22 protein-coding genes are annotated in these 16,626 nt (G+C 32.5%); 5 read left to right on the top strand and 17 right to left on the bottom strand.

Annotated features, from left to right (window positions below):
- Positions 1-12: 12 nt before the first annotated feature.
- From ACFFLS_RS15995 to ruvC, 6 genes are all read right to left on the bottom strand, one after another.
- Positions 13-384, bottom strand: a complete 372-nt coding sequence (locus ACFFLS_RS15995) for an MmcQ/YjbR family DNA-binding protein (protein WP_379684494.1) — start codon at positions 382-384, stop codon at positions 13-15.
- Between the two features lie 7 nt (positions 385-391).
- On the bottom strand, positions 392-742 hold the full coding sequence (locus tag ACFFLS_RS15990) for a DUF4260 domain-containing protein (protein WP_379684495.1): 351 nt from the start codon (positions 740-742) through the stop codon (positions 392-394).
- Positions 739-1,140 carry a GNAT family N-acetyltransferase gene (locus tag ACFFLS_RS15985; RefSeq protein WP_379684496.1) on the bottom strand — a complete coding sequence of 134 codons (402 nt, stop codon included), beginning with the start codon at positions 1,138-1,140 and terminating at the stop codon, positions 739-741. The genes ACFFLS_RS15990 and ACFFLS_RS15985 overlap by 4 nt, the downstream gene beginning before the upstream one ends.
- Positions 1,141-1,291: 151 nt before the next feature.
- The gene (locus ACFFLS_RS15980; protein WP_379684497.1) at positions 1,292-2,041 is read right to left on the bottom strand and encodes a cyclase family protein; all 750 of its coding nucleotides are present in this window, start codon (positions 2,039-2,041) and stop codon (positions 1,292-1,294) included.
- Positions 2,042-2,119: 78 nt separating this feature from the next.
- Positions 2,120-3,256 carry a radical SAM family heme chaperone HemW gene (hemW, locus tag ACFFLS_RS15975; protein WP_379684498.1) on the bottom strand — a complete coding sequence of 379 codons (1,137 nt, stop codon included), beginning with the start codon at positions 3,254-3,256 and terminating at the stop codon, positions 2,120-2,122.
- Between the two features lie 83 nt (positions 3,257-3,339).
- Positions 3,340-3,894 carry a crossover junction endodeoxyribonuclease RuvC gene (ruvC, locus tag ACFFLS_RS15970; protein ID WP_379684499.1) on the bottom strand — a complete coding sequence of 185 codons (555 nt, stop codon included), beginning with the start codon at positions 3,892-3,894 and terminating at the stop codon, positions 3,340-3,342.
- Between the two features lie 103 nt (positions 3,895-3,997).
- Between ruvC and ACFFLS_RS15965 the strand changes: the two genes are divergently transcribed.
- On the top strand, positions 3,998-4,942 hold the full coding sequence (locus tag ACFFLS_RS15965) for a hypothetical protein (protein WP_379689534.1): 945 nt from the start codon (positions 3,998-4,000) through the stop codon (positions 4,940-4,942).
- On the top strand, positions 4,939-6,042 hold the full coding sequence (locus tag ACFFLS_RS15960) for a glycosyltransferase family 2 protein (protein ID WP_379689531.1): 1,104 nt from the start codon (positions 4,939-4,941) through the stop codon (positions 6,040-6,042). Before ACFFLS_RS15965 ends, ACFFLS_RS15960 begins: the two co-directional genes overlap by 4 nt.
- A 109-nt stretch (positions 6,043-6,151) precedes the next feature.
- Here ACFFLS_RS15960 and ACFFLS_RS15955 read toward each other — a convergent pair whose 3' ends face one another.
- Both ACFFLS_RS15955 and ACFFLS_RS15950 read right to left on the bottom strand, forming a co-directional pair.
- Positions 6,152-6,637 (bottom strand): hypothetical protein, encoded by a 486-nt coding sequence (locus ACFFLS_RS15955; protein WP_379684502.1) that lies wholly within the window; start codon positions 6,635-6,637, stop codon positions 6,152-6,154.
- Positions 6,638-6,686: 49 nt separating this feature from the next.
- On the bottom strand, positions 6,687-7,061 hold the full coding sequence (locus ACFFLS_RS15950; RefSeq protein WP_379684503.1) for a hypothetical protein: 375 nt from the start codon (positions 7,059-7,061) through the stop codon (positions 6,687-6,689).
- A 45-nt stretch (positions 7,062-7,106) separates the two neighbouring features.
- On the opposite strand from ACFFLS_RS15950, the gene ACFFLS_RS15945 reads away from it, so the two are divergent.
- Both ACFFLS_RS15945 and ACFFLS_RS15940 read left to right on the top strand, forming a co-directional pair.
- Positions 7,107-7,607 carry a DUF456 domain-containing protein gene (locus ACFFLS_RS15945; protein WP_379684504.1) on the top strand — a complete coding sequence of 167 codons (501 nt, stop codon included), beginning with the start codon at positions 7,107-7,109 and terminating at the stop codon, positions 7,605-7,607.
- Between the two features lie 284 nt (positions 7,608-7,891).
- A complete protein-coding gene (locus tag ACFFLS_RS15940) occupies positions 7,892-8,494 on the top strand; it encodes a DUF937 domain-containing protein (RefSeq protein ID WP_379684505.1) in 603 nt (200 codons plus the stop codon).
- A gap of 63 nt (positions 8,495-8,557) precedes the next feature.
- Here the strand turns inward: ACFFLS_RS15940 and ACFFLS_RS15935 are convergent, their stop codons facing one another.
- The 7 genes from ACFFLS_RS15935 to ACFFLS_RS15905 all read right to left on the bottom strand — a co-directional run bounded on the left by ACFFLS_RS15935 (position 8,558) and on the right by ACFFLS_RS15905 (position 14,130).
- Positions 8,558-9,466, bottom strand: coding sequence for a pseudouridine synthase (locus ACFFLS_RS15935; protein ID WP_379689529.1), 909 nt, complete (start codon positions 9,464-9,466; stop codon positions 8,558-8,560).
- A 373-nt stretch (positions 9,467-9,839) separates the two neighbouring features.
- A complete protein-coding gene (locus tag ACFFLS_RS15930; protein WP_379689528.1) occupies positions 9,840-10,796 on the bottom strand; it encodes a geranylgeranylglycerol-phosphate geranylgeranyltransferase in 957 nt (318 codons plus the stop codon).
- 60 nt (positions 10,797-10,856) lie between these two features.
- Entirely contained in the window at positions 10,857-11,447 is a 591-nt protein-coding gene (locus tag ACFFLS_RS15925; RefSeq protein WP_379684506.1) for a DUF502 domain-containing protein, read from the bottom strand.
- A gap of 109 nt (positions 11,448-11,556) precedes the next feature.
- Complete coding sequence (locus ACFFLS_RS15920) at positions 11,557-12,495, bottom strand: mevalonate kinase family protein (protein ID WP_379684507.1); 939 nt, start codon at positions 12,493-12,495, stop codon at positions 11,557-11,559.
- A gap of 3 nt (positions 12,496-12,498) precedes the next feature.
- Positions 12,499-12,798 (bottom strand): type II toxin-antitoxin system RelE/ParE family toxin, encoded by a 300-nt coding sequence (locus ACFFLS_RS15915; protein ID WP_379684508.1) that lies wholly within the window; start codon positions 12,796-12,798, stop codon positions 12,499-12,501.
- Complete coding sequence (locus tag ACFFLS_RS15910; protein WP_109191553.1) at positions 12,795-13,016, bottom strand: hypothetical protein; 222 nt, start codon at positions 13,014-13,016, stop codon at positions 12,795-12,797. The genes ACFFLS_RS15915 and ACFFLS_RS15910 overlap by 4 nt, the downstream gene beginning before the upstream one ends.
- Before the next feature lie 31 nt (positions 13,017-13,047).
- Positions 13,048-14,130 carry a diphosphomevalonate decarboxylase gene (locus ACFFLS_RS15905; protein ID WP_379689526.1) on the bottom strand — a complete coding sequence of 361 codons (1,083 nt, stop codon included), beginning with the start codon at positions 14,128-14,130 and terminating at the stop codon, positions 13,048-13,050.
- 475 nt (positions 14,131-14,605) lie between these two features.
- On the opposite strand from ACFFLS_RS15905, the gene ACFFLS_RS15900 reads away from it, so the two are divergent.
- Positions 14,606-15,082 carry a TspO/MBR family protein gene (locus ACFFLS_RS15900; protein ID WP_379689523.1) on the top strand — a complete coding sequence of 159 codons (477 nt, stop codon included), beginning with the start codon at positions 14,606-14,608 and terminating at the stop codon, positions 15,080-15,082.
- A 52-nt stretch (positions 15,083-15,134) separates the two neighbouring features.
- Here the strand turns inward: ACFFLS_RS15900 and ACFFLS_RS15895 are convergent, their stop codons facing one another.
- Both ACFFLS_RS15895 and ACFFLS_RS15890 read right to left on the bottom strand, forming a co-directional pair.
- Positions 15,135-15,842: a BamP family beta-assembly machinery protein gene (locus ACFFLS_RS15895; RefSeq protein WP_379689521.1), complete on the bottom strand. Its 708-nt coding sequence runs from the start codon at positions 15,840-15,842 to the stop codon at positions 15,135-15,137.
- An 11-nt stretch (positions 15,843-15,853) separates the two neighbouring features.
- A complete protein-coding gene (locus ACFFLS_RS15890; RefSeq protein WP_379689519.1) occupies positions 15,854-16,603 on the bottom strand; it encodes a BamP family beta-assembly machinery protein in 750 nt (249 codons plus the stop codon).
- Positions 16,604-16,626 lie beyond the last annotated feature (23 nt).

The raw sequence follows: 16,626 nt of genomic DNA, 5'->3' as shown, positions 1-16,626 counted from the left end.
CAAATGTAATGCCTAATTTTCTAATTCAATAATTTCGTTTTGAATTTTCTTCGTTAAACTTTTGAACACTAATTCGTACGAATGATCTATCAATTCTTTAACGAATTTCATTGGTAAATTTCCATTCAATGCTACAGTATTCCAATGCACTTTGCTCATGTGAAATCCGGGTTTTATTTCGTCATATTCTGCTCTGAGTTCTTGTGCGCGGTCTGGGTCGCATTTTAAATTTACTGATTGCTCGTTTTTTTCCCATTGCGATAAAGAAGATAAAGCAAACATTTTGCCGCCTACTTTAAAAACCAAGGTATCTTCATCAAAAGGAAAATGCTCGCTTACTCCTTTTTTTGAAAGACAATATTCGTAAAACGTTTCTAAATTCATAAATTATTTATTTACCAATTTCACCTAAATGCGTGTATTTAAAGCCTTTTTCATATTTCAGGCCATACCCAAAAATACGATCCATTGCAGAGTGTGAAAATAAAATAATTCCTGCTAATTGCAATGGTTCAATACTTAAATAACATCCAGCAGCATAAATTAAAAGCGCAATTCCTTTATGATGAAATGAATTGTAAAGAAATGCTCCAGCTTTGTTTCCGAAAGCATAGCCAATCATAGATAAATCGGGAGCAAGGAGTAAAGCCAAAAACCACCACCATTCATAATTTAAACGGTTAAATAAAAAGATTCCGAGAACAAACAACGCGGCTTCTTCGAGTTTTAAGACTGTTTTCATTTGATTATTTTTTCCATCATCTTTTCGGGATGATTCAGTTTTGTAAATCCGAATTTTTCATATAGAAAATGAGCGTCGCTTGTTGCCAATCGCCAGATTTTGACTTCTTGCAATTGTGGTTCCTTCATCATTGCTTCAATCAAAATTGATGAATAACCTTTTCCGCGGTGTTCTTCTGTAATAAAAACATCCATTAAATAAGCAAAAACGACATAATCAGTTATTACTCTGGCAAAACCAATTTGTTTATCGTCCAAGTAAATTCCAAAACAAAAAGAAGCATCAATTGTTTTTTGAACTTCTTCTATAGTTCGCCCCGCAGCCCAATAAATATCTTTTAGGAAGTTTTGGATAAACGGAACATCAAGTTTAGTTTTATCTGTTGAAACGGTTATCATTTGAGTTGTTTTTTGCCACAAATTTCACAAATTTTCGCAAATTATTTTTTAGAGATTAAAGTTTACAAATGACTAAATCTTTGATAATCAATTTAATCTGTGGCAAAATGAAAAAGAAATTTGTGAAAATTTGTGAAATTTGTGGTTAACTTTAAATCTTATATAATATAGGTTTTGATGGACTAGCATCATTTTCAAACGAAGCAATTAGAAGATTAAGGATATAGTCGCCATCTTCAATTTGGTCTGGAACATAAATCATTTCCGTAATTGTCGCATTCAATCTTGCATCAGTATTTAGATTTACCGTGTCTTTTACATTCCAAAATGCTTTATGAGCCAATAATTTTCCTTCATCATGTTCTTTGTCGACACTTGGTAAATCGATTAACAAATGTTGAATTTCGCTTTCGCGGATGAAAATCGCAGCCTCTTCAGATAAATACGGCGGATTGGTATTGGAATATTTTCTCGACTTTTTTTCCTTTTGATTTGGAAGAGTTCGAATTATTAAAGCCTCTGTTTTTGTATGTATGAAAGACGAAATCTGTTCTTTTGTGATAACAAAATCATCTCCAATTTTTTCAGGTTCAACAGTAATCAATTTAGCAATAAAGAAAAACTGCTTCAATGATTGATTGATGCTGTAAAAATCATTGGTAATATGTCCGAGACATTCTGTATGCGTTCCATGCCCATGCGGATTGAAAAAGATATTATTGAAATTCGTAGATGATTTTCCTTCCGAAACTTTACCAATCCAATCGCCAAAAACTACGGGTTCGATTACTGGTTTTTCGATGTACCAGGCAATCGGATTTTCATCTGTATTGGTTAACGGAATAGAGATATCGATTGGTTTTGATAAGTCGATTTCGAAGTTGTTGATTTTTGCTAACACAAATTTAGGTTTTGTGCCGCAAAGACGCTAAGTCACAAAGTTTTTCAATTTTGTGCCTTTGTGCCTTCGTGGCTAATTTTATTCTTCCAAATTTAAATAAAACAAATCACTCGCAATTCCATCCGTTAAAAATTTTCCTTTTGGAGTTGGTTTTAGAATGTTGCTTTCAATTGAAAGCAAATCATCAGTCAAAAATTTCTGAGATTGTTCTAATAAATAATTCAGGTATTCTGAACCAAATTCGTTTTCGATTCTTTCGAGAGAAACGCCCCAAATCGTTCGTAATCCTGTCATAATGTATTCGTTATAACGGTCAGAAATTGTTAGGGTTTCAGTTTCAATTGGTAATTCGTTATTTTGGATTGCTTTTATATAAAGCGAATTATTCGCAATATTCCAGCCTCTTTTTACGCCGTCATAACTATGTGCCGAAGGCCCGATTCCGATATATTTTTTTCCCCGCCAGTAAGCCGAATTGTTTTGGGAGAAATAATTTTCTTTTCCAAAATTGGATAATTCATAATGAATAAAGCCGTTTTTCTGAAGCATTTCAACCAAAATCATAAAATGATTGGAAGCCACTTCATCCTGAGGTTCGGCAACTTTTCCTGTTTGAATTAATTTGCTCAAAGCTGTTTTTGGTTCAACCGTCAAAGCATAACTCGAAATATGCGGTATACCAAAATCCAAAGCTGTTTGAATGTTCTGTTTCCACATTTCGTCGCTCAATCCAGGAATTCCATAAATCAAATCCAATGAAATATTGTCGAAGTATTTCGTTGCTTCTTCCAAACATTTTTTGGCTTCCGCCGAATTATGAGCGCGATTCATCAGCTGTAAATCATCTTCATAAAAAGACTGAATTCCAATACTCAGACGATTTATCGGACTTTTGGATAATTCTAAAATCCTTTCAGAAGACAAATCATCAGGATTAGCCTCGAGCGTAATCTCTGGATTTTCGACAACTTTATAGTTTTTATAAACTTCCGAAATTAAAAAGTTGATTTCGTCATTTGATAAAACAGAAGGAGTTCCGCCTCCAAAATAAATGGTTTCTACAGTTTCATTATCAAATTCACTTTTACGAACAGCGATTTCTTTGGCCAATGCCAAAACCATATCGTCTTTCTTTTTCATAGAAGTAGAAAAATGAAAGTCGCAATAGTGGCAAGCCTGTTTGCAAAAAGGAATATGAATGTAGATACCGCTCATTTTTTAATTTAGGTAATGTGTCAATTTGATAATTAGATAATGCTTATTAGACTTGGAAGAAATTATCTAATTGACTAATTATCTCATTTTCTAATTTTGTCTTCGTTTTGTTTCACAAAAGCATCCCAGCCTGAATAACTTTTTCCGGCAATGACTTTTCCTGAGTTAAAGTGATGACAAACTGCAGCCGCCAAACCGTCTGTTGAATCGAGATTTTTTGGTAATTCTTTTAAACCTAAAAGCTGTTGCAGCATTTTGGCAACTTGTTCTTTGCTGGCATTTCCGTTTCCAGTAATCGCCATTTTTATCTTTTTAGGTTCGTATTCCGTAATCGGAATACCTCTTGAAAGTCCCGCAGCCATGGCAACGCCTTGTGCACGTCCAAGTTTTAACATCGACTGAACGTTTTTGCCAAAGAAAGGCGCTTCAATCGCGATTTCATCTGGACAATGCGTTTCGATTAATTCAATGGTTCGTTCGAAAATGATTTTTAGTTTTTGATAATGATTATCGTATTTGGACAATTGCAATTCGTTTAATTGCAGAAATTCCATTTTTTTATTGATTACCTTAATCAATCCAAAACCCATGATTGTGGTTCCAGGGTCAATACCTAATATGATGCGTTCTTTTGTCAAGGGATTTTTGTTTCAAGTTTGGAGTTTCAAGTTAGAAAATTGACTCATTTTCTAATTGGCACATTTTCATTGCCACATTCTCAAATTCAATTACTTTTGCGGCATGATTTCAATTCCTCACAAAGCTAAGCAATTCCTAGTTCTTCTGGCCAAACTTTTGATTGTTGGCGGCGCATTTTATTTTATTTACAATCAGTTGGCAAACAACGATAAATTAGATTGGCAGAAATTTATTGTTTTGTTCCAAAAAAACCAGTCGGTTTTAGGAGTCGGATTTATCTTGCTTTTGAGTGTTTTGAATCGTTATTTCGAGATTTTAAAATGGCAGAATCTCGCTCAGGTTATTCATAAAATATCCGTTTACGAAGCCACAAAACAAGTTTTAGCAGCTTTAACAGCCGGAATTTTCACGCCAAATGGAGTAGGCGAGTATGCTGGAAAAGCGTTATATTATCCAAAAGCAGAAGCCAAGAAAGTAGTTTTTCTAAACTTGATCTGCAACGGAATCCAGATGGTTTTAACTATTATTTTCGGGATTTTCGGATTGTTGTATTTCAACGCTCAGTTTAATGTAATTACAACTAAAAAAGTTTTGATTTTATCTGGAGGATTTTCACTTATTTTAATTGTTTTATTTTCCATTAAAAAGATAAAAGTAAAAGGGTATTCGATCGAAAAACTAATTCATAAAATCAATGAAATTCCAAAATCGGTTCATCAGAAAAATATCTTTTTAGGTCTTTTGAGATATTTGGTTTTTTCGCATCAGTATTACTTTTTGTTTTTAGGTTTTGATGTCGATTTGCCTTATTTAACATTAATGGCAGCAATTACTTCGGTTTATTTTCTGGCTTCTTCTTTACCGACATTTCAGTTTTTGGATTTTGCAGTAAAAGGAAGCGTAGCGATTTATTTCTTCAAAATTTTAGGTGTAAACGAATGGATTGTTATTTTCATCAGCACTTTGATGTGGTTTTTAAATGTAGTGTTACCAGTAGTTTTAGGAAGTTATTTTGTGTTGAATTTTAAAACTAAAACAACAACATGATTTTCGGATTATTCTTCATATTAGCCATTTATATTAGTAGCATTTTGTTGCTGATTTATGGTTTTTCCAGAATAAGAACATATCGAAAAAAGAATTTTGAGCCCAAAACTAGCTTTACGATTATAGTGCCGTTTCGGAATGAAGAAGAAAATCTGCCAATCCTTTTAGAGAGCTTTTCAAAGTTGAATTATCCAGAGAATTTATTCAAGGTTATTTTGGTTGACGATAGCTCTAACGAGAAATTCCAAGTTTTAAATTCCAAATTCCAAGTTTCTGTAATTGACAATATTCGTGTTTCAAAATCTCCTAAAAAAGATGCCATTACAACAGCAATGCGACAGGTAAAAACGGATTGGGTTATTACAACCGATGCTGATTGTGTTGTCCCCGAAAATTGGTTAGCGACATTTGATAACTACATTCAGGAAAACCAAGTTTCGATGCTTGCAGGTGCTGTCACGTACAAATGCGAGAGTTTATTTTTAGACCATTTTCAGCAACTAGATTTAACGAGTTTGCAAGGCGCAACAATTGGAAGTTTTGGTTTGAATAAAGGGTTTATGTGCAATGGAGCTAATCTTGCTTATACGAAAGCATTATTTGAAAGCGTAAACGGTTTTGAAGGAAACGATAAAATTGCCAGCGGAGATGATGTTTTTTTACTTCAAAAAGCAATTGAAAAATTTCCCAATAAAGTACAGTATTTAAAAGCTGACGAAGCAATTGTTACAACTAAACCAACCGAAAACTGGAAAGCATTGTTTCACCAAAGAGTACGCTGGGCTGCAAAAACAAGCTCTTATAAAAGTACTTTCGGAAAATTTTTAGGATTCATTGTTTTCTTCGGAAATCTGAGTTTTGTAATTGGGTTTTTTTTGCTGGTATTCAGGATTTGGCCGTATCCAATTTTCGTGATTTTTGCTTTCTCTAAGTTTTCTATAGATTTTATTTTGCTCTCAATAACCAATCGATTTTTAACAAAAACGAGAATTAAAAGTTTGTTGTTGAGTAGTTTATTGTATCCGTTTTTTAGTTCGGCTGTCGCCTTGTACAGTTTATTCGGTTCTTATGAATGGAAGGACCGCAAATTTAAAAAGTAAGTTCTTTTGAAAACGAATACCCTAGCCCTGATGGAAGCGGCATCCTTTTGCTTTTTTCTTTAAAAAGCAAAAGATATAGCGGACAGCAGGAAATAGCTCCTTAATCAAACTATTTCTGGTCTTTTGCCTTTATAATTACAGGCAGAATAAACTGTGTTTTAACTGGAACGCCTCGTTTTATGGCAGGATTTACCTTAGGGAAATCAACGAGTCGTGCATGGAGTATGCTGTCAATTTTTATGGTATCATAAGTTGCGGAATCTTTAGGAAACTGCGGTTCAAACTTCATCGATGCATTCGGAAAAACGGTAACTTTTACTTCAATGGTATCCAATTCTGGATATAAAATCGAAAGTGTGTCAATATCAAGTTTTTCTTGAATAAGCGTTGACATGACTTCAAAAAAACATTGCTGGCGCAGTTTTTTGTCTGTTATTTTTTCGCAGTTGGGAACAGACGGATATTCATCTACCTCTTTCCAGTTAATCGATTTAAGTTCTTTTTGCAATAATTCTTTTTCAGACGGAACCTGCTTCTCAAAATATTGACAAGAATTTAAGACGATGCAAGTGAAAAGGAAAAAAAACTGCTTCAAAATTTAAGTTTTGGAATTGGATAACCGGATTTAGAATATAAAAATACGATTATTTTTTTTGAGAAACCTTGTATTGGCGATAATCTTCGTAATTTTCAGAGAGCCATTTTTCCTTGTTTTTTGCAGCAGTTTCTTTTTGATCCGGATATAGTTTTGCCAGACGGTCAGAAAAAGTAGCAATCTGAACGGTATAATTATAAAATTCAGTTTTGCTTAAAACAATATTTGGATCATTTTTGCGATTAAAATATTCAAAAAACAAGGCATCAAATTCTTTCATAGAATAGTTAAGTACTTTTTTCTTAGTACTTTTATAAATGCTGTCTTGGATAAGCTGGTCGTGAAGCGAAATTTTTTTGGTTTCTTGAGCAGAACTAACCAGCGAGAAAAAGACAGAAAATAATATAAAGAAAGAGAAACGCATAAGAGCTTTTTTGAAAAAAAATGTAAGTACAAATTTACAAATTTTATGGATACACTTTTACTGATTCTTGGTTTTGTCTGCATGGTTATTGGAATTCTAGGCAGTTTTATTCCCGTTTTGCCTGCTTTGTCTGCAAGTTGGGTCGGACTTTTACTGCTGTATTTAACCAAAGCTGTCGAAAACAATTATTGGGTCTTGGGAATTACATTTGTGTTAATGATTGTAATAACCGTTCTCGATTATGTAATTCCGGCAAAAGGCACCAAGAAATTCGGAGGTAGTTCGTATGGAATTTGGGGAACCAATATCGGATTGATTGTTGGTATACTGGCACCAATTCCGTTCGGTATCATAATTGGTCCTTTTGTGGGAGCTTTAATAGGCGAATTAATGTACGATTCCAAAAACCATCAACGGGCACTAAAAGCAGCTACCGGTTCGCTTCTCGGATTTTTGGCATCTAGTTTTGTCAATTTTCTTTTCTGTATTATTTATTTTGGAATTTTTCTCACGATTGTATGGCAGAATCGCATTTTATTATTTTAAATTGTTAATTTTTGATTAAGCATTTTCTTATTTTTTGTAATTTTTAAAAAAATATCATAATTTTTTTTTATTTCATTTCAATTGATTATATTAATGTAAGCGCTGTATTTGTTGACTCTGTTAATTTTTATAGCTAAAGCGCTGAAAATCTCAGCTATAAATTTTTAACTTATTTTTTGGAAATGTTGTTTTATTTTATATTTTTATCCTGATAAACGATGAAAAGCCTCACTTTATCGGTTATTTTGAATAAGTTTAAATAATGATTTAAATAAGTTAAGCGTATGACCCCAAACCTACAAATTGAACTTAGACGTTTTATTTCTTCTAATGTTGTCTCCAAATTAAACAAGTTTTATTTTGAAAATGATGCACTGCTTATCAAAGGAATCGATGTTTCGATTGGTACAATTTTGATGGGTTTGTACAATAAAGCTGAAGAGCCTGAGTTTTACACAGAAATTGTACAGCAGTTGCCAGACGATTCAGCCTTTTATCAGGAAATAGATTTTACAGCCGGCAGAATTTTATCAGTAGACGACTGTTACAAGTTAGAAGGAAACACATTATTAAAAGAACTATTCTCCAATAAAAAAGGACGTATTTCTGAAATGGTTTCCAACGAAGTCGGAATCAAAAGCGAAACAGCCAGAGAAATCCTTAACTTTTCAGCCCTTTTGGTTGTATCTTATCTAAAAAACAATCTTCAGTTATTAGAAAGCTTAAAACTTCTTCTAGAAGAACAAAAAAGAGAAGTTCTCAACAGTATTCCTCCTGGAATCAAAATTATCCTCGGATTCTCCAACTACGAAACCGTAGAAGACAAAAACCAATCAATCGGAAGATCAATCTTTACCCTTTTCGGACACAATTTCTTTAGTTTCTAAAAAATAAAAAATCCCATTTTACAATTGTAAAACAGGATTCGAAATATAATTTATTTTGAAGAACTAAACGTTTTTCAAATTGATGATTTCTTGTTCGGTCAAAAAGCGCCAGTTTCCTCTCGGAAGATTCTTTTTGGTCAAACCAGCAAATGACACACGGTCAATACGCAACACATTATAATCAAAGTGTTCAAAAATAGAACGTACTACTTTTACATTTGCAGTACGTAATTTTAAACCAATCTCGCTTTTAGGTTCGTTATCAATATAACTTACTTCTTCCACAAAAACTCGGTGACCGTCTAAAACAAGACCCTTAGCGATTTTTTCTAAATCTTCATATTTTAAATTCTTATCTAAAGAAACCTGATAAATTTTAGAAGATTTTTGGTTTGGAAGTGTAAACTTACGAATCATATCGTTGTCGTTTGTAAACACCAATAAACCCGTTGTATTTTTATCCATTCTTCCAATAGGAGAAATTTTTGCATTTGTAGCGCCACGCACCAATTCCAAAACATTGCGATATTCTTGACCTTCGTCTAGAGCAGTAGTAAAGTTTTTAGGTTTATTAAGCAAAAGATATTCTTTCTTTTCAGGAGTCAACACAACACCATCAAAGTTTACCACATCATTCAGTTTTACCAAATATCCCATTTCAGTTACCGGAATGCCATTTACTTTAACATTTCCAGACTGAATATATATATCAGCATCACGACGCGAGCACACCCCAGAATTTGAGATGTATTTGTTCAGACGAATTTCATCTGAAGCCTTTTGTCTTTTTGCCGGCTGATTTTGTTTTCTAAATTTTTCAGCTGCTGCTTCCTGCGCTGCTTTAACTTCAGGCTTCACTTTTTTCGGTCCTTGAGCACGTTTTGGTAAAGCAGGTTTTGGCTTGTTAGAGTTTGGTCTAGAGCTGTTTGGCCTAGAGCCGCCTCTTTTATTATTGCCTTCCTTGTTGTTCATAAAATCATTAATTTGTGCAAAGATAGTTTTTTCCTGCTAATAAATCCTAAGTTCAATGTTCTTAGATTAATAGCTTTGATTTTTAGAGGAATAAGAAGCATCACAAAAAGTGTTTTTTAAACATGATTTCCCGCTTTTCGTTCCAATTTTTTATTTTTTAAAGAAAAAAATAAAAAGATTTCTACTACAAACGAAGTTCACTGAACTCCTATGTAAATAAATGTTAAGTGAAGTAATCGGGGCTAAATCAAACAATTTGCTTCTTTTAAAAATTAGCAGTTTTGCAGTGAGAAGTAATCTTTTTTGAAATCTATATTTGAAGTAAAATAAATCCGCTTAATCTGCCTTATCTGCGTGAGATAATATAAAAAACTTAATAATTAGAAATCAATTCCCGTCCATGCCACAAAACGCTCGGATTAATCAAAACAATGCAACAAACTCCAGATACAATCAGGAATTTAAGAACATTATGAAGCCTCAAGTATTGCTCTTTAGAATCAGATTTCCATAAATAAATTAAAAAGAAAAGCAAGACTCCGTGACAGATATAAAAATAGATGTCCATATAACCCACATCGTAAATGTTTACCAAAATATAAACAGGCAAAATAGTCAACAGTGTTAAAACAGTTATAATTTGCTTTGAGATTTTTTCGCCATACAAAACTGGAATTGTTCTATAATCGCTTACCAAATCACCTTTTAGATTTTCCAAATCCTTTATCATTTCACGAATCAATAAAAGCAGAAACAAGAAAACTGCATGCGCCGAAATCACTACAAAATGACTCATATGATTTTCAATTTCTTCAAACAAAATCTTATTGTAGAAATAAAGTAAAATGGCAAAAAACGGAATAACAGCCAGTACTGCCGACATCAGATTTCCAATAATTGGATACTTTTTTATCTTATGAGAATAAAACCAAATCAGGAAAATATAACCCGAAAAAAACAAAAAAGCCCTCCACGAAACGATAAAAGCCATTAAAGTGGCTAAGAAATTCAACGAAAAGTAAACCGTAAGTTTTGTTTTCTGACTCACCAATCGATCCAGCATAGACTTATTCGGACGATTAATCAAATCCTTTTGACTGTCGTAAAAATTATTGATGATATAACCCGAAGTAATTGTAATTGCAGATGCAAAAACAATTAAAAACAAATGAAAATCAAGTAGAATATCCAGCGCTCTAATTTCTGGTGCTAGAATAAAAATAGCCGACAGATATTGCGCTAAAATGATAATCGGAATATTGTAACCTCTAACAACAGAAAACAGACTAACAATTTTCATTATTAAAAGTTTATGTTGTCTGCTCAGCATAGATAAAATTTGTGATGATTTAGATAAGGGAAGTTAAAAGTTATTTTTGGTTTTAAAAATTTAGAGTTTGTTTTTTAACAATTCTTTAGACCCAAAACCTAACTTCCTAATGCAGGCCAAAGCTTGTTTTTGAGTCATTTCGATTTCTTTAATGTCTTTTTTCTCTACAAAAACTACAGAACCGCTCCACGGATTCGGCGCATCTGGAACAAAAACCGTAAAGTTGTTGTCGTCTATTTGTTCTATCAAAAAAGCAAATTGCAAGCCAGCATCGGTTGGAACTAAAATGACTTTTAAATCTTCTTTCGATTCAATTCCCATAATATTTTCATTCATGCTTTTCATAAACGAATATCCAGGAACAAAACTTAAAATGCCGTTTTCTAGTTTTTGGATTAGATTTTTAGCTTTAGCAGTTCTAGCCAATAAACCAGCGATAAAACAAATCAGAATGATAATAACTATACCAATAAGTTCCTGAAGCGCGATTCCTAAAACATGTACTCTCGGCAGATTATTTACCAACGGCAGCGTAACTTTTTGAATAATGCCGTATCCTTTTTGGATAATAACAAGCAATACAACTAAGGGCGCTAAAAATAAAATTCCTCCTAAAAAAGTTGCTTTGATTATTTTAAAAATACGTTTCATAATAAATGACTCTTTAGGATGAAAACTTATAAAAATCTATTCAAAAAATACTACATGCAAATGTTATTTAGGACAATATATGTTTGTATAACTTCGGCTTTTAAAGGAATTAAAACTGATAAACAACTTCTAGTTTGTAGTCTTTCAGAGAGGCTTTTGCACGTTCTAAATCTTCCGTAAAACCAAGAATATAACCGCCTCCACCAGAACCGCAAAGTTTTAGGTAATAATCGTTGGTATCGATTCCTTGCTGCCAGATAGCATGAAATTGTTCTGGAATCATTGGTTTGAAGTTATTTAAAACAACTTTAGAAAGTTTTTTAGTATTGCCAATCAAAGACTTCATGTCGCCATGCAGGAAGTTGTCGATGCAGATGTCGGTGTATTTTACGAATTGGTTTTTAAGCATCGCACGGAAACCTTTGTCTTTTAAGCTTTCCATAAAAATACTGATCATTGGAGCCGTTTCGCCTACAATTCCAGAGTCTAATAAAAATACAGCGCCTTTTCCGTCAACACTTTGAGTCGGAATACCAGTTGTTTGAATGTTATCCTTAGAATTAATTAAAATCGGAATACTCAAATAGCTGTTCAGCGGATCTAAACCAGAACTTTTTCCGTGGAAAAAGCTTTCCATTTGAGAAAATATATTTTTTAAGTGTAATAGTTTTTCGCGGGTTAGATTTTCTAAAACCGTGATTTTGTTCGCTGCATATTTATCATAAATAGCCGCCACAAGCGCACCGCTGCTTCCAACTCCGTATCCTTGCGGAATACTAGAATCAAAATACATTCCGGTTTCGACATCATTTTTTAGATTTTCTAAATCGAAAGTAACCAAATCCGGCTGCTGTGTTTGTAAAACCTCAAGATAAGAGGCAAAACTTCTTAAACTTTTATTTGATGCAATCGCTTCGTCAGAAGGTTCTTCCGACTTTTTCAAAGCGCCATTGTAAAAGTTATAAGGAATAGCTAGCCCTTTTGAATCGCGGATGATTCCGTACTCTCCAAAAAGTAATATTTTTGAATAAAATAATGGTCCTTTCATGATTTATTTTATGTCTTTCTTAATTTTATTTGGGTTTTGTCTGGTGTCGAAAAGTGACAAAAGACGAACTTCTTGAGTGTTATATTTGTAATAAAGCGTTGTTTGTTTTGAAATTACACATCTCCTAGTTTTATTCCTGCTTGAAAGAGGAAAAGTGTCAGGATTAAGCCTAATTGTTTCAATAATTTTATAAAAATTTGATATAAACTTATCTCTAGTTGAAAGTGAAAATCTAATCTCTAAATATTCTAGTAACTGTTCAAGTTGAAATTTAGAACGACCAGAAAATACAATTCTTCTCATTTCTTGTATTTTGCCATTACATCTTCAAAAAGATAAAATTCACCATTTTCTATTTCTCTTTCAGATGCTTCAATTTCGGCCTTTTGTTCTTCTGTCAAATCATCCCACCAATCTTTCTCTTCTTTTTTAAAAATTTTTCGAATAGATTTCAGAATAGCAGGATTTTCAGTATCAGCTAGTAGCTTTATTAATTCGAGTTTTTCTAATTGAATGTCCATAATCAAAAATTTTAACTAAAGATACGCAAAATTATAATGCAATTGCACCGCTTCCAATTTTGTCGCAAATGTACTGACGATTCTGACAAAATACAACTAATTCGTCCTGAATAAATTGTAATACTTTTTCGGTAACGTTTTCGGGATAAAGCACATGCACGTTAGCTCCTGCGTCAAGTGTAAAACAAACCGGAATCTGGGTTTCATTTCTAAATTTCCAAATTGCATTTATAATTTGCAGTGTGTTTGGTTTCATTAAAATAAAATACGGCATCGAGGTCATCATCATGGCATGTAAAGTCAGTGCTTCACTTTCTACAATTTTGATAAATTCTTCTATGTTGCCACTTTCAAAAATGGAAATTAATTTATCTAGATTTTCGTGTGCCTGCGCAAATCGTCTTTCTGCATACGGATGATTGTGCATTAAATCGTGTCCAACTGTGCTTGAAACTTGTTTTTCGCCTTTATCAACTAATAAAATCGTGTCTTGATAATTCTTGAAATTTTCATGAATACTGTATGGATATTCCACTCCAAATAAATCGGTGCTTCCTTCAATGTTCGCTTGGTTTCCCCAAACAACAACATTTCCTTTTACGCTTCGGCAGGCACTTCCTGAACCTAAACGAGCTAAAAATGATGCTTTTTGGTAGAAATATTCATCAGTCATTTCGGGATTTAAAAGTTTTTCCAAATTCATGAAATTCATTGCCAAAGCCGCCATTCCAGATGCCGAAGAAGCAATTCCTGAGCTATGTGGAAAAGTATTATGCGTATCAATCGTAAAATGATATTCCTTTAAAAACGGCAGATAAACTTCAACTCTTTCTAAAAACTTCTGAATCTTTGGTTTGAAATCTTCTTTTGGTTTTCCTTCAAAAAGCAAATCAAAAGAAAAAGAATTTTGGTTTGCTCTTTTTTCAAATCCCAATTTTGTAATTGTTTTGCAATTATTTAAAGTAAAACTTACCGAAGGATTTGCCGGAATCTGATTGTCTTTTTTCCCCCAGTATTTTACTAAGGCAATGTTACTCGGAGCGCTCCACTCAAAGTTTCCGTTTTCGATTGTTGAAGTATATGGATTTGGAATAAAATCGGCTGCTGTAAACATGAATTATAAAATTTTGGCAAAGATAGGTTTTTCATTTTTCCACCATATAAGTTATATAAGAAAATATGAGCGTTGCGTTTAAATGAACTTACATTACTTATATGGTTTGATATTTTTTTAACGATATAAGTCATTTAAGAAATTATAAGTTGGCTTTGCTAAAATGAACCTACATTACTTATATGGTTTGATATTTTTTTAACGATATAAGTCATTTAAGAAATTATAAGTTGGCTTTGCTAAAATGAACCTACATTACTTATATGGTTTGATATTTTTTTCACGATATAAGTCATATAAGAAATTATAAGTTGGCTTTGCTAAAATGAACTTACATTACTTATATGGTTTGATATTTTTTTCACGATATAAGTCATATAAGAAATTATAAGTTGGCTTTGCTAAAAATGAACTTACATTACTTATATGGTTTAAACTTTTCTTTTGACTATTTTTGACTACAAAATTTGATAAAATGAATAAGTTCGTAAAAATCGCTATAGCTGTAATAATTTGTTTAGCAGTAGGATATTCTGCAAGTTTGGTTACCAGACCAAGTATTGAGACGTGGTATGTAACATTAGAAAAGCCAGTTTTTAATCCGCCGAATTGGATTTTTATGCCGGTTTGGACTTTGCTTTATATTTTTATGGCCGTTGCGGCAGCTTTGGTTTGGGACAAAATAAAGGAGCATACAGAAGAAGTAAAAAAAGCATTGCTTTTCTTCATTATTCAATTGATTTTAAATTCAATTTGGTCTTACTTATTCTTCGGATTGAAAAATCCGATGCTGGCTTTAATTGAAATCATTCTTTTATGGTTGATGATTTACGAAACGTATTTAAAATTCATTAAAATCAATAAAATTTCAGGTTATTTATTGATTCCGTATTTGGCTTGGGTTGGATTTGCAACGGTTTTGAATGCCAGTATTTGGTGGCTGAATAAATAAATAGTTTCAGGTTTCAGGTTTTCTTTGTTTCAGGTTTATACAATGATTCAACTTACTTCAATTTCTTAAACTCTTCATTTTTAGCATAAAGAAAATCCATAATGGCCAAAACATTTGGATTTTCCAGAAGCGTTTTCGATTTCGAATCTGAGTCGCAAAAATCAATAAAAAGTTCCTTTTCTTCGGGTTTTAGTTTTAGGTTTTTGATGAAAAAATCGGGCGGACAATAAGCCATTATAAGTTTTTTAAAGCGATCATCGGCAGGTTCAATTTTTTTCTTCGGCTTACCTTTTAAAGGGAATGAAACTCTAAGAGCTTCTCTAATGGAATTATCACTAACTCCTGTATTCCAGAATAAATCTTTGGCATTTTTACTGATTAATACATCCGCAACATCATCAGCACTAATTTTAATTTTATCAAATTCGACCTTATTTATTACAACTTCATTCAATTCTTCAGGTTTCAGAATCATGTTAACAAGGAGATTGTTGTTCTCAATATCTTTGGCAGTGATTTTTAATCTAGTAAAGAAATAATCTTTCGAATAGAAAATTAAACTGTCCTGCATTTTTACCAAAATAGAGAATTCTCCCAGTTCGTTTGTACGTGTACTCGTTTTAGCCGTTTTATTGATGACTTCGACTTTGTTAAGTGGAATATTCTGCGAAAAGACTTTTCCGTTCAGTACTTTTTCGGTTTGAGAAATACTAAGTTGATAAGTGAAAAAAGAAATTGTGGCAAGTAATTTTACTCTCATAAAAAAGAATTTTAGTTTTTAATTCCAGAATTCAGTTTTTTAAATTCTTGATTTTTAGTATGTAAAAAGTCCATAGTTTCAAGAACATTTAAATTTACCAGAAGTGTTTTGGATTTTGGATCGGCATCGCAGAATTGAAGAAAAAGCTCTTTTTCTTCGGGATTTAATTTTAGATCTTGAATAAAAAAATCTTCGGAACAAGTTTTGGTAATTAATTGTCTAAAATCAATTTTTGGATTTTCCTTTTTTGGATATTCTTCCTTTTTTTTTAATGAGTTGTAAATTAGTTTACCCAAAAGAATAAAATCCAGACTTAACGGATCGGCTTTTACTTCGTAAAAACTTTCAATTTTTAATCCTTCTTTGGATTTATGAGCATTAAGTTTGATTTTGTCTATTTCATTTTTGCTGAGAGAAATCGGTTTAAATACTTGATTAACAATTACTTCATTTAGTTCTTGTGCTTTTGGAATCATATTGACCACAAGATTGTTGTTCTCAATAGTTTCTGAGGTAATTGTTATCCTTTTAAACAAGTAATCTTTGGAGAAAAATAGCAAGCTGTCTTTTGCTTTTACTAAAATCGAAAAGTCCCCCAAAGCATCTGTCGTAGTACTTGTTTTGGCTGTTTTATTGATGACTTCGACGTTTTTTAGAAGTAGATTTTGAGAAATCACTTTCCCATGAAGTGTTTTTTCGGTTTGAGAAAAGCTGATCTGATAAGTGAAAAATGAAATTGTAGTAAGTAATTTTACTCTCATATAGGATTAATTAGTTGAGAGTA

The organism is Flavobacterium procerum, assembly GCF_042431625.1.
GTDB classification, from domain to species: domain Bacteria; phylum Bacteroidota; class Bacteroidia; order Flavobacteriales; family Flavobacteriaceae; genus Flavobacterium; species Flavobacterium procerum.
This window is presented reverse-complemented; position numbering and strand designations above follow the sequence as displayed.

Excerpts from the sequence above, each read along its gene's own strand:
- ACFFLS_RS15995 (WP_379684494.1), bottom strand. The coding sequence starts at position 384 with ATGAATTTAGAAACGTTTTACGAATATTGTCTTTCAAAAAAAGGAGTA.
- ACFFLS_RS15990 (WP_379684495.1), bottom strand. The coding sequence starts at position 742 with ATGAAAACAGTCTTAAAACTCGAAGAAGCCGCGTTGTTTGTTCTCGGA.
- ACFFLS_RS15985 (WP_379684496.1), bottom strand. The coding sequence starts at position 1,140 with ATGATAACCGTTTCAACAGATAAAACTAAACTTGATGTTCCGTTTATC.
- hemW (WP_379684498.1), bottom strand. The coding sequence starts at position 3,256 with ATGAGCGGTATCTACATTCATATTCCTTTTTGCAAACAGGCTTGCCAC.
- ACFFLS_RS15965 (WP_379689534.1), top strand. The coding sequence starts at position 3,998 with ATGATTTCAATTCCTCACAAAGCTAAGCAATTCCTAGTTCTTCTGGCC.
- ACFFLS_RS15960 (WP_379689531.1), top strand. The coding sequence starts at position 4,939 with ATGATTTTCGGATTATTCTTCATATTAGCCATTTATATTAGTAGCATT.
- ACFFLS_RS15950 (WP_379684503.1), bottom strand. The coding sequence starts at position 7,061 with ATGCGTTTCTCTTTCTTTATATTATTTTCTGTCTTTTTCTCGCTGGTT.
- ACFFLS_RS15945 (WP_379684504.1), top strand. The coding sequence starts at position 7,107 with ATGGATACACTTTTACTGATTCTTGGTTTTGTCTGCATGGTTATTGGA.
- ACFFLS_RS15940 (WP_379684505.1), top strand. The coding sequence starts at position 7,892 with ATGACCCCAAACCTACAAATTGAACTTAGACGTTTTATTTCTTCTAAT.
- ACFFLS_RS15935 (WP_379689529.1), bottom strand. The coding sequence starts at position 9,466 with ATGAACAACAAGGAAGGCAATAATAAAAGAGGCGGCTCTAGGCCAAAC.
- ACFFLS_RS15930 (WP_379689528.1), bottom strand. The coding sequence starts at position 10,796 with ATGCTGAGCAGACAACATAAACTTTTAATAATGAAAATTGTTAGTCTG.
- ACFFLS_RS15925 (WP_379684506.1), bottom strand. The coding sequence starts at position 11,447 with ATGAAACGTATTTTTAAAATAATCAAAGCAACTTTTTTAGGAGGAATT.
- ACFFLS_RS15920 (WP_379684507.1), bottom strand. The coding sequence starts at position 12,495 with ATGAAAGGACCATTATTTTATTCAAAAATATTACTTTTTGGAGAGTAC.
- ACFFLS_RS15915 (WP_379684508.1), bottom strand. The coding sequence starts at position 12,798 with ATGAGAAGAATTGTATTTTCTGGTCGTTCTAAATTTCAACTTGAACAG.
- ACFFLS_RS15910 (WP_109191553.1), bottom strand. The coding sequence starts at position 13,016 with ATGGACATTCAATTAGAAAAACTCGAATTAATAAAGCTACTAGCTGAT.
- ACFFLS_RS15905 (WP_379689526.1), bottom strand. The coding sequence starts at position 14,130 with ATGTTTACAGCAGCCGATTTTATTCCAAATCCATATACTTCAACAATC.
- ACFFLS_RS15900 (WP_379689523.1), top strand. The coding sequence starts at position 14,606 with ATGAATAAGTTCGTAAAAATCGCTATAGCTGTAATAATTTGTTTAGCA.
- ACFFLS_RS15895 (WP_379689521.1), bottom strand. The coding sequence starts at position 15,842 with ATGAGAGTAAAATTACTTGCCACAATTTCTTTTTTCACTTATCAACTT.
- ACFFLS_RS15890 (WP_379689519.1), bottom strand. The coding sequence starts at position 16,603 with ATGAGAGTAAAATTACTTACTACAATTTCATTTTTCACTTATCAGATC.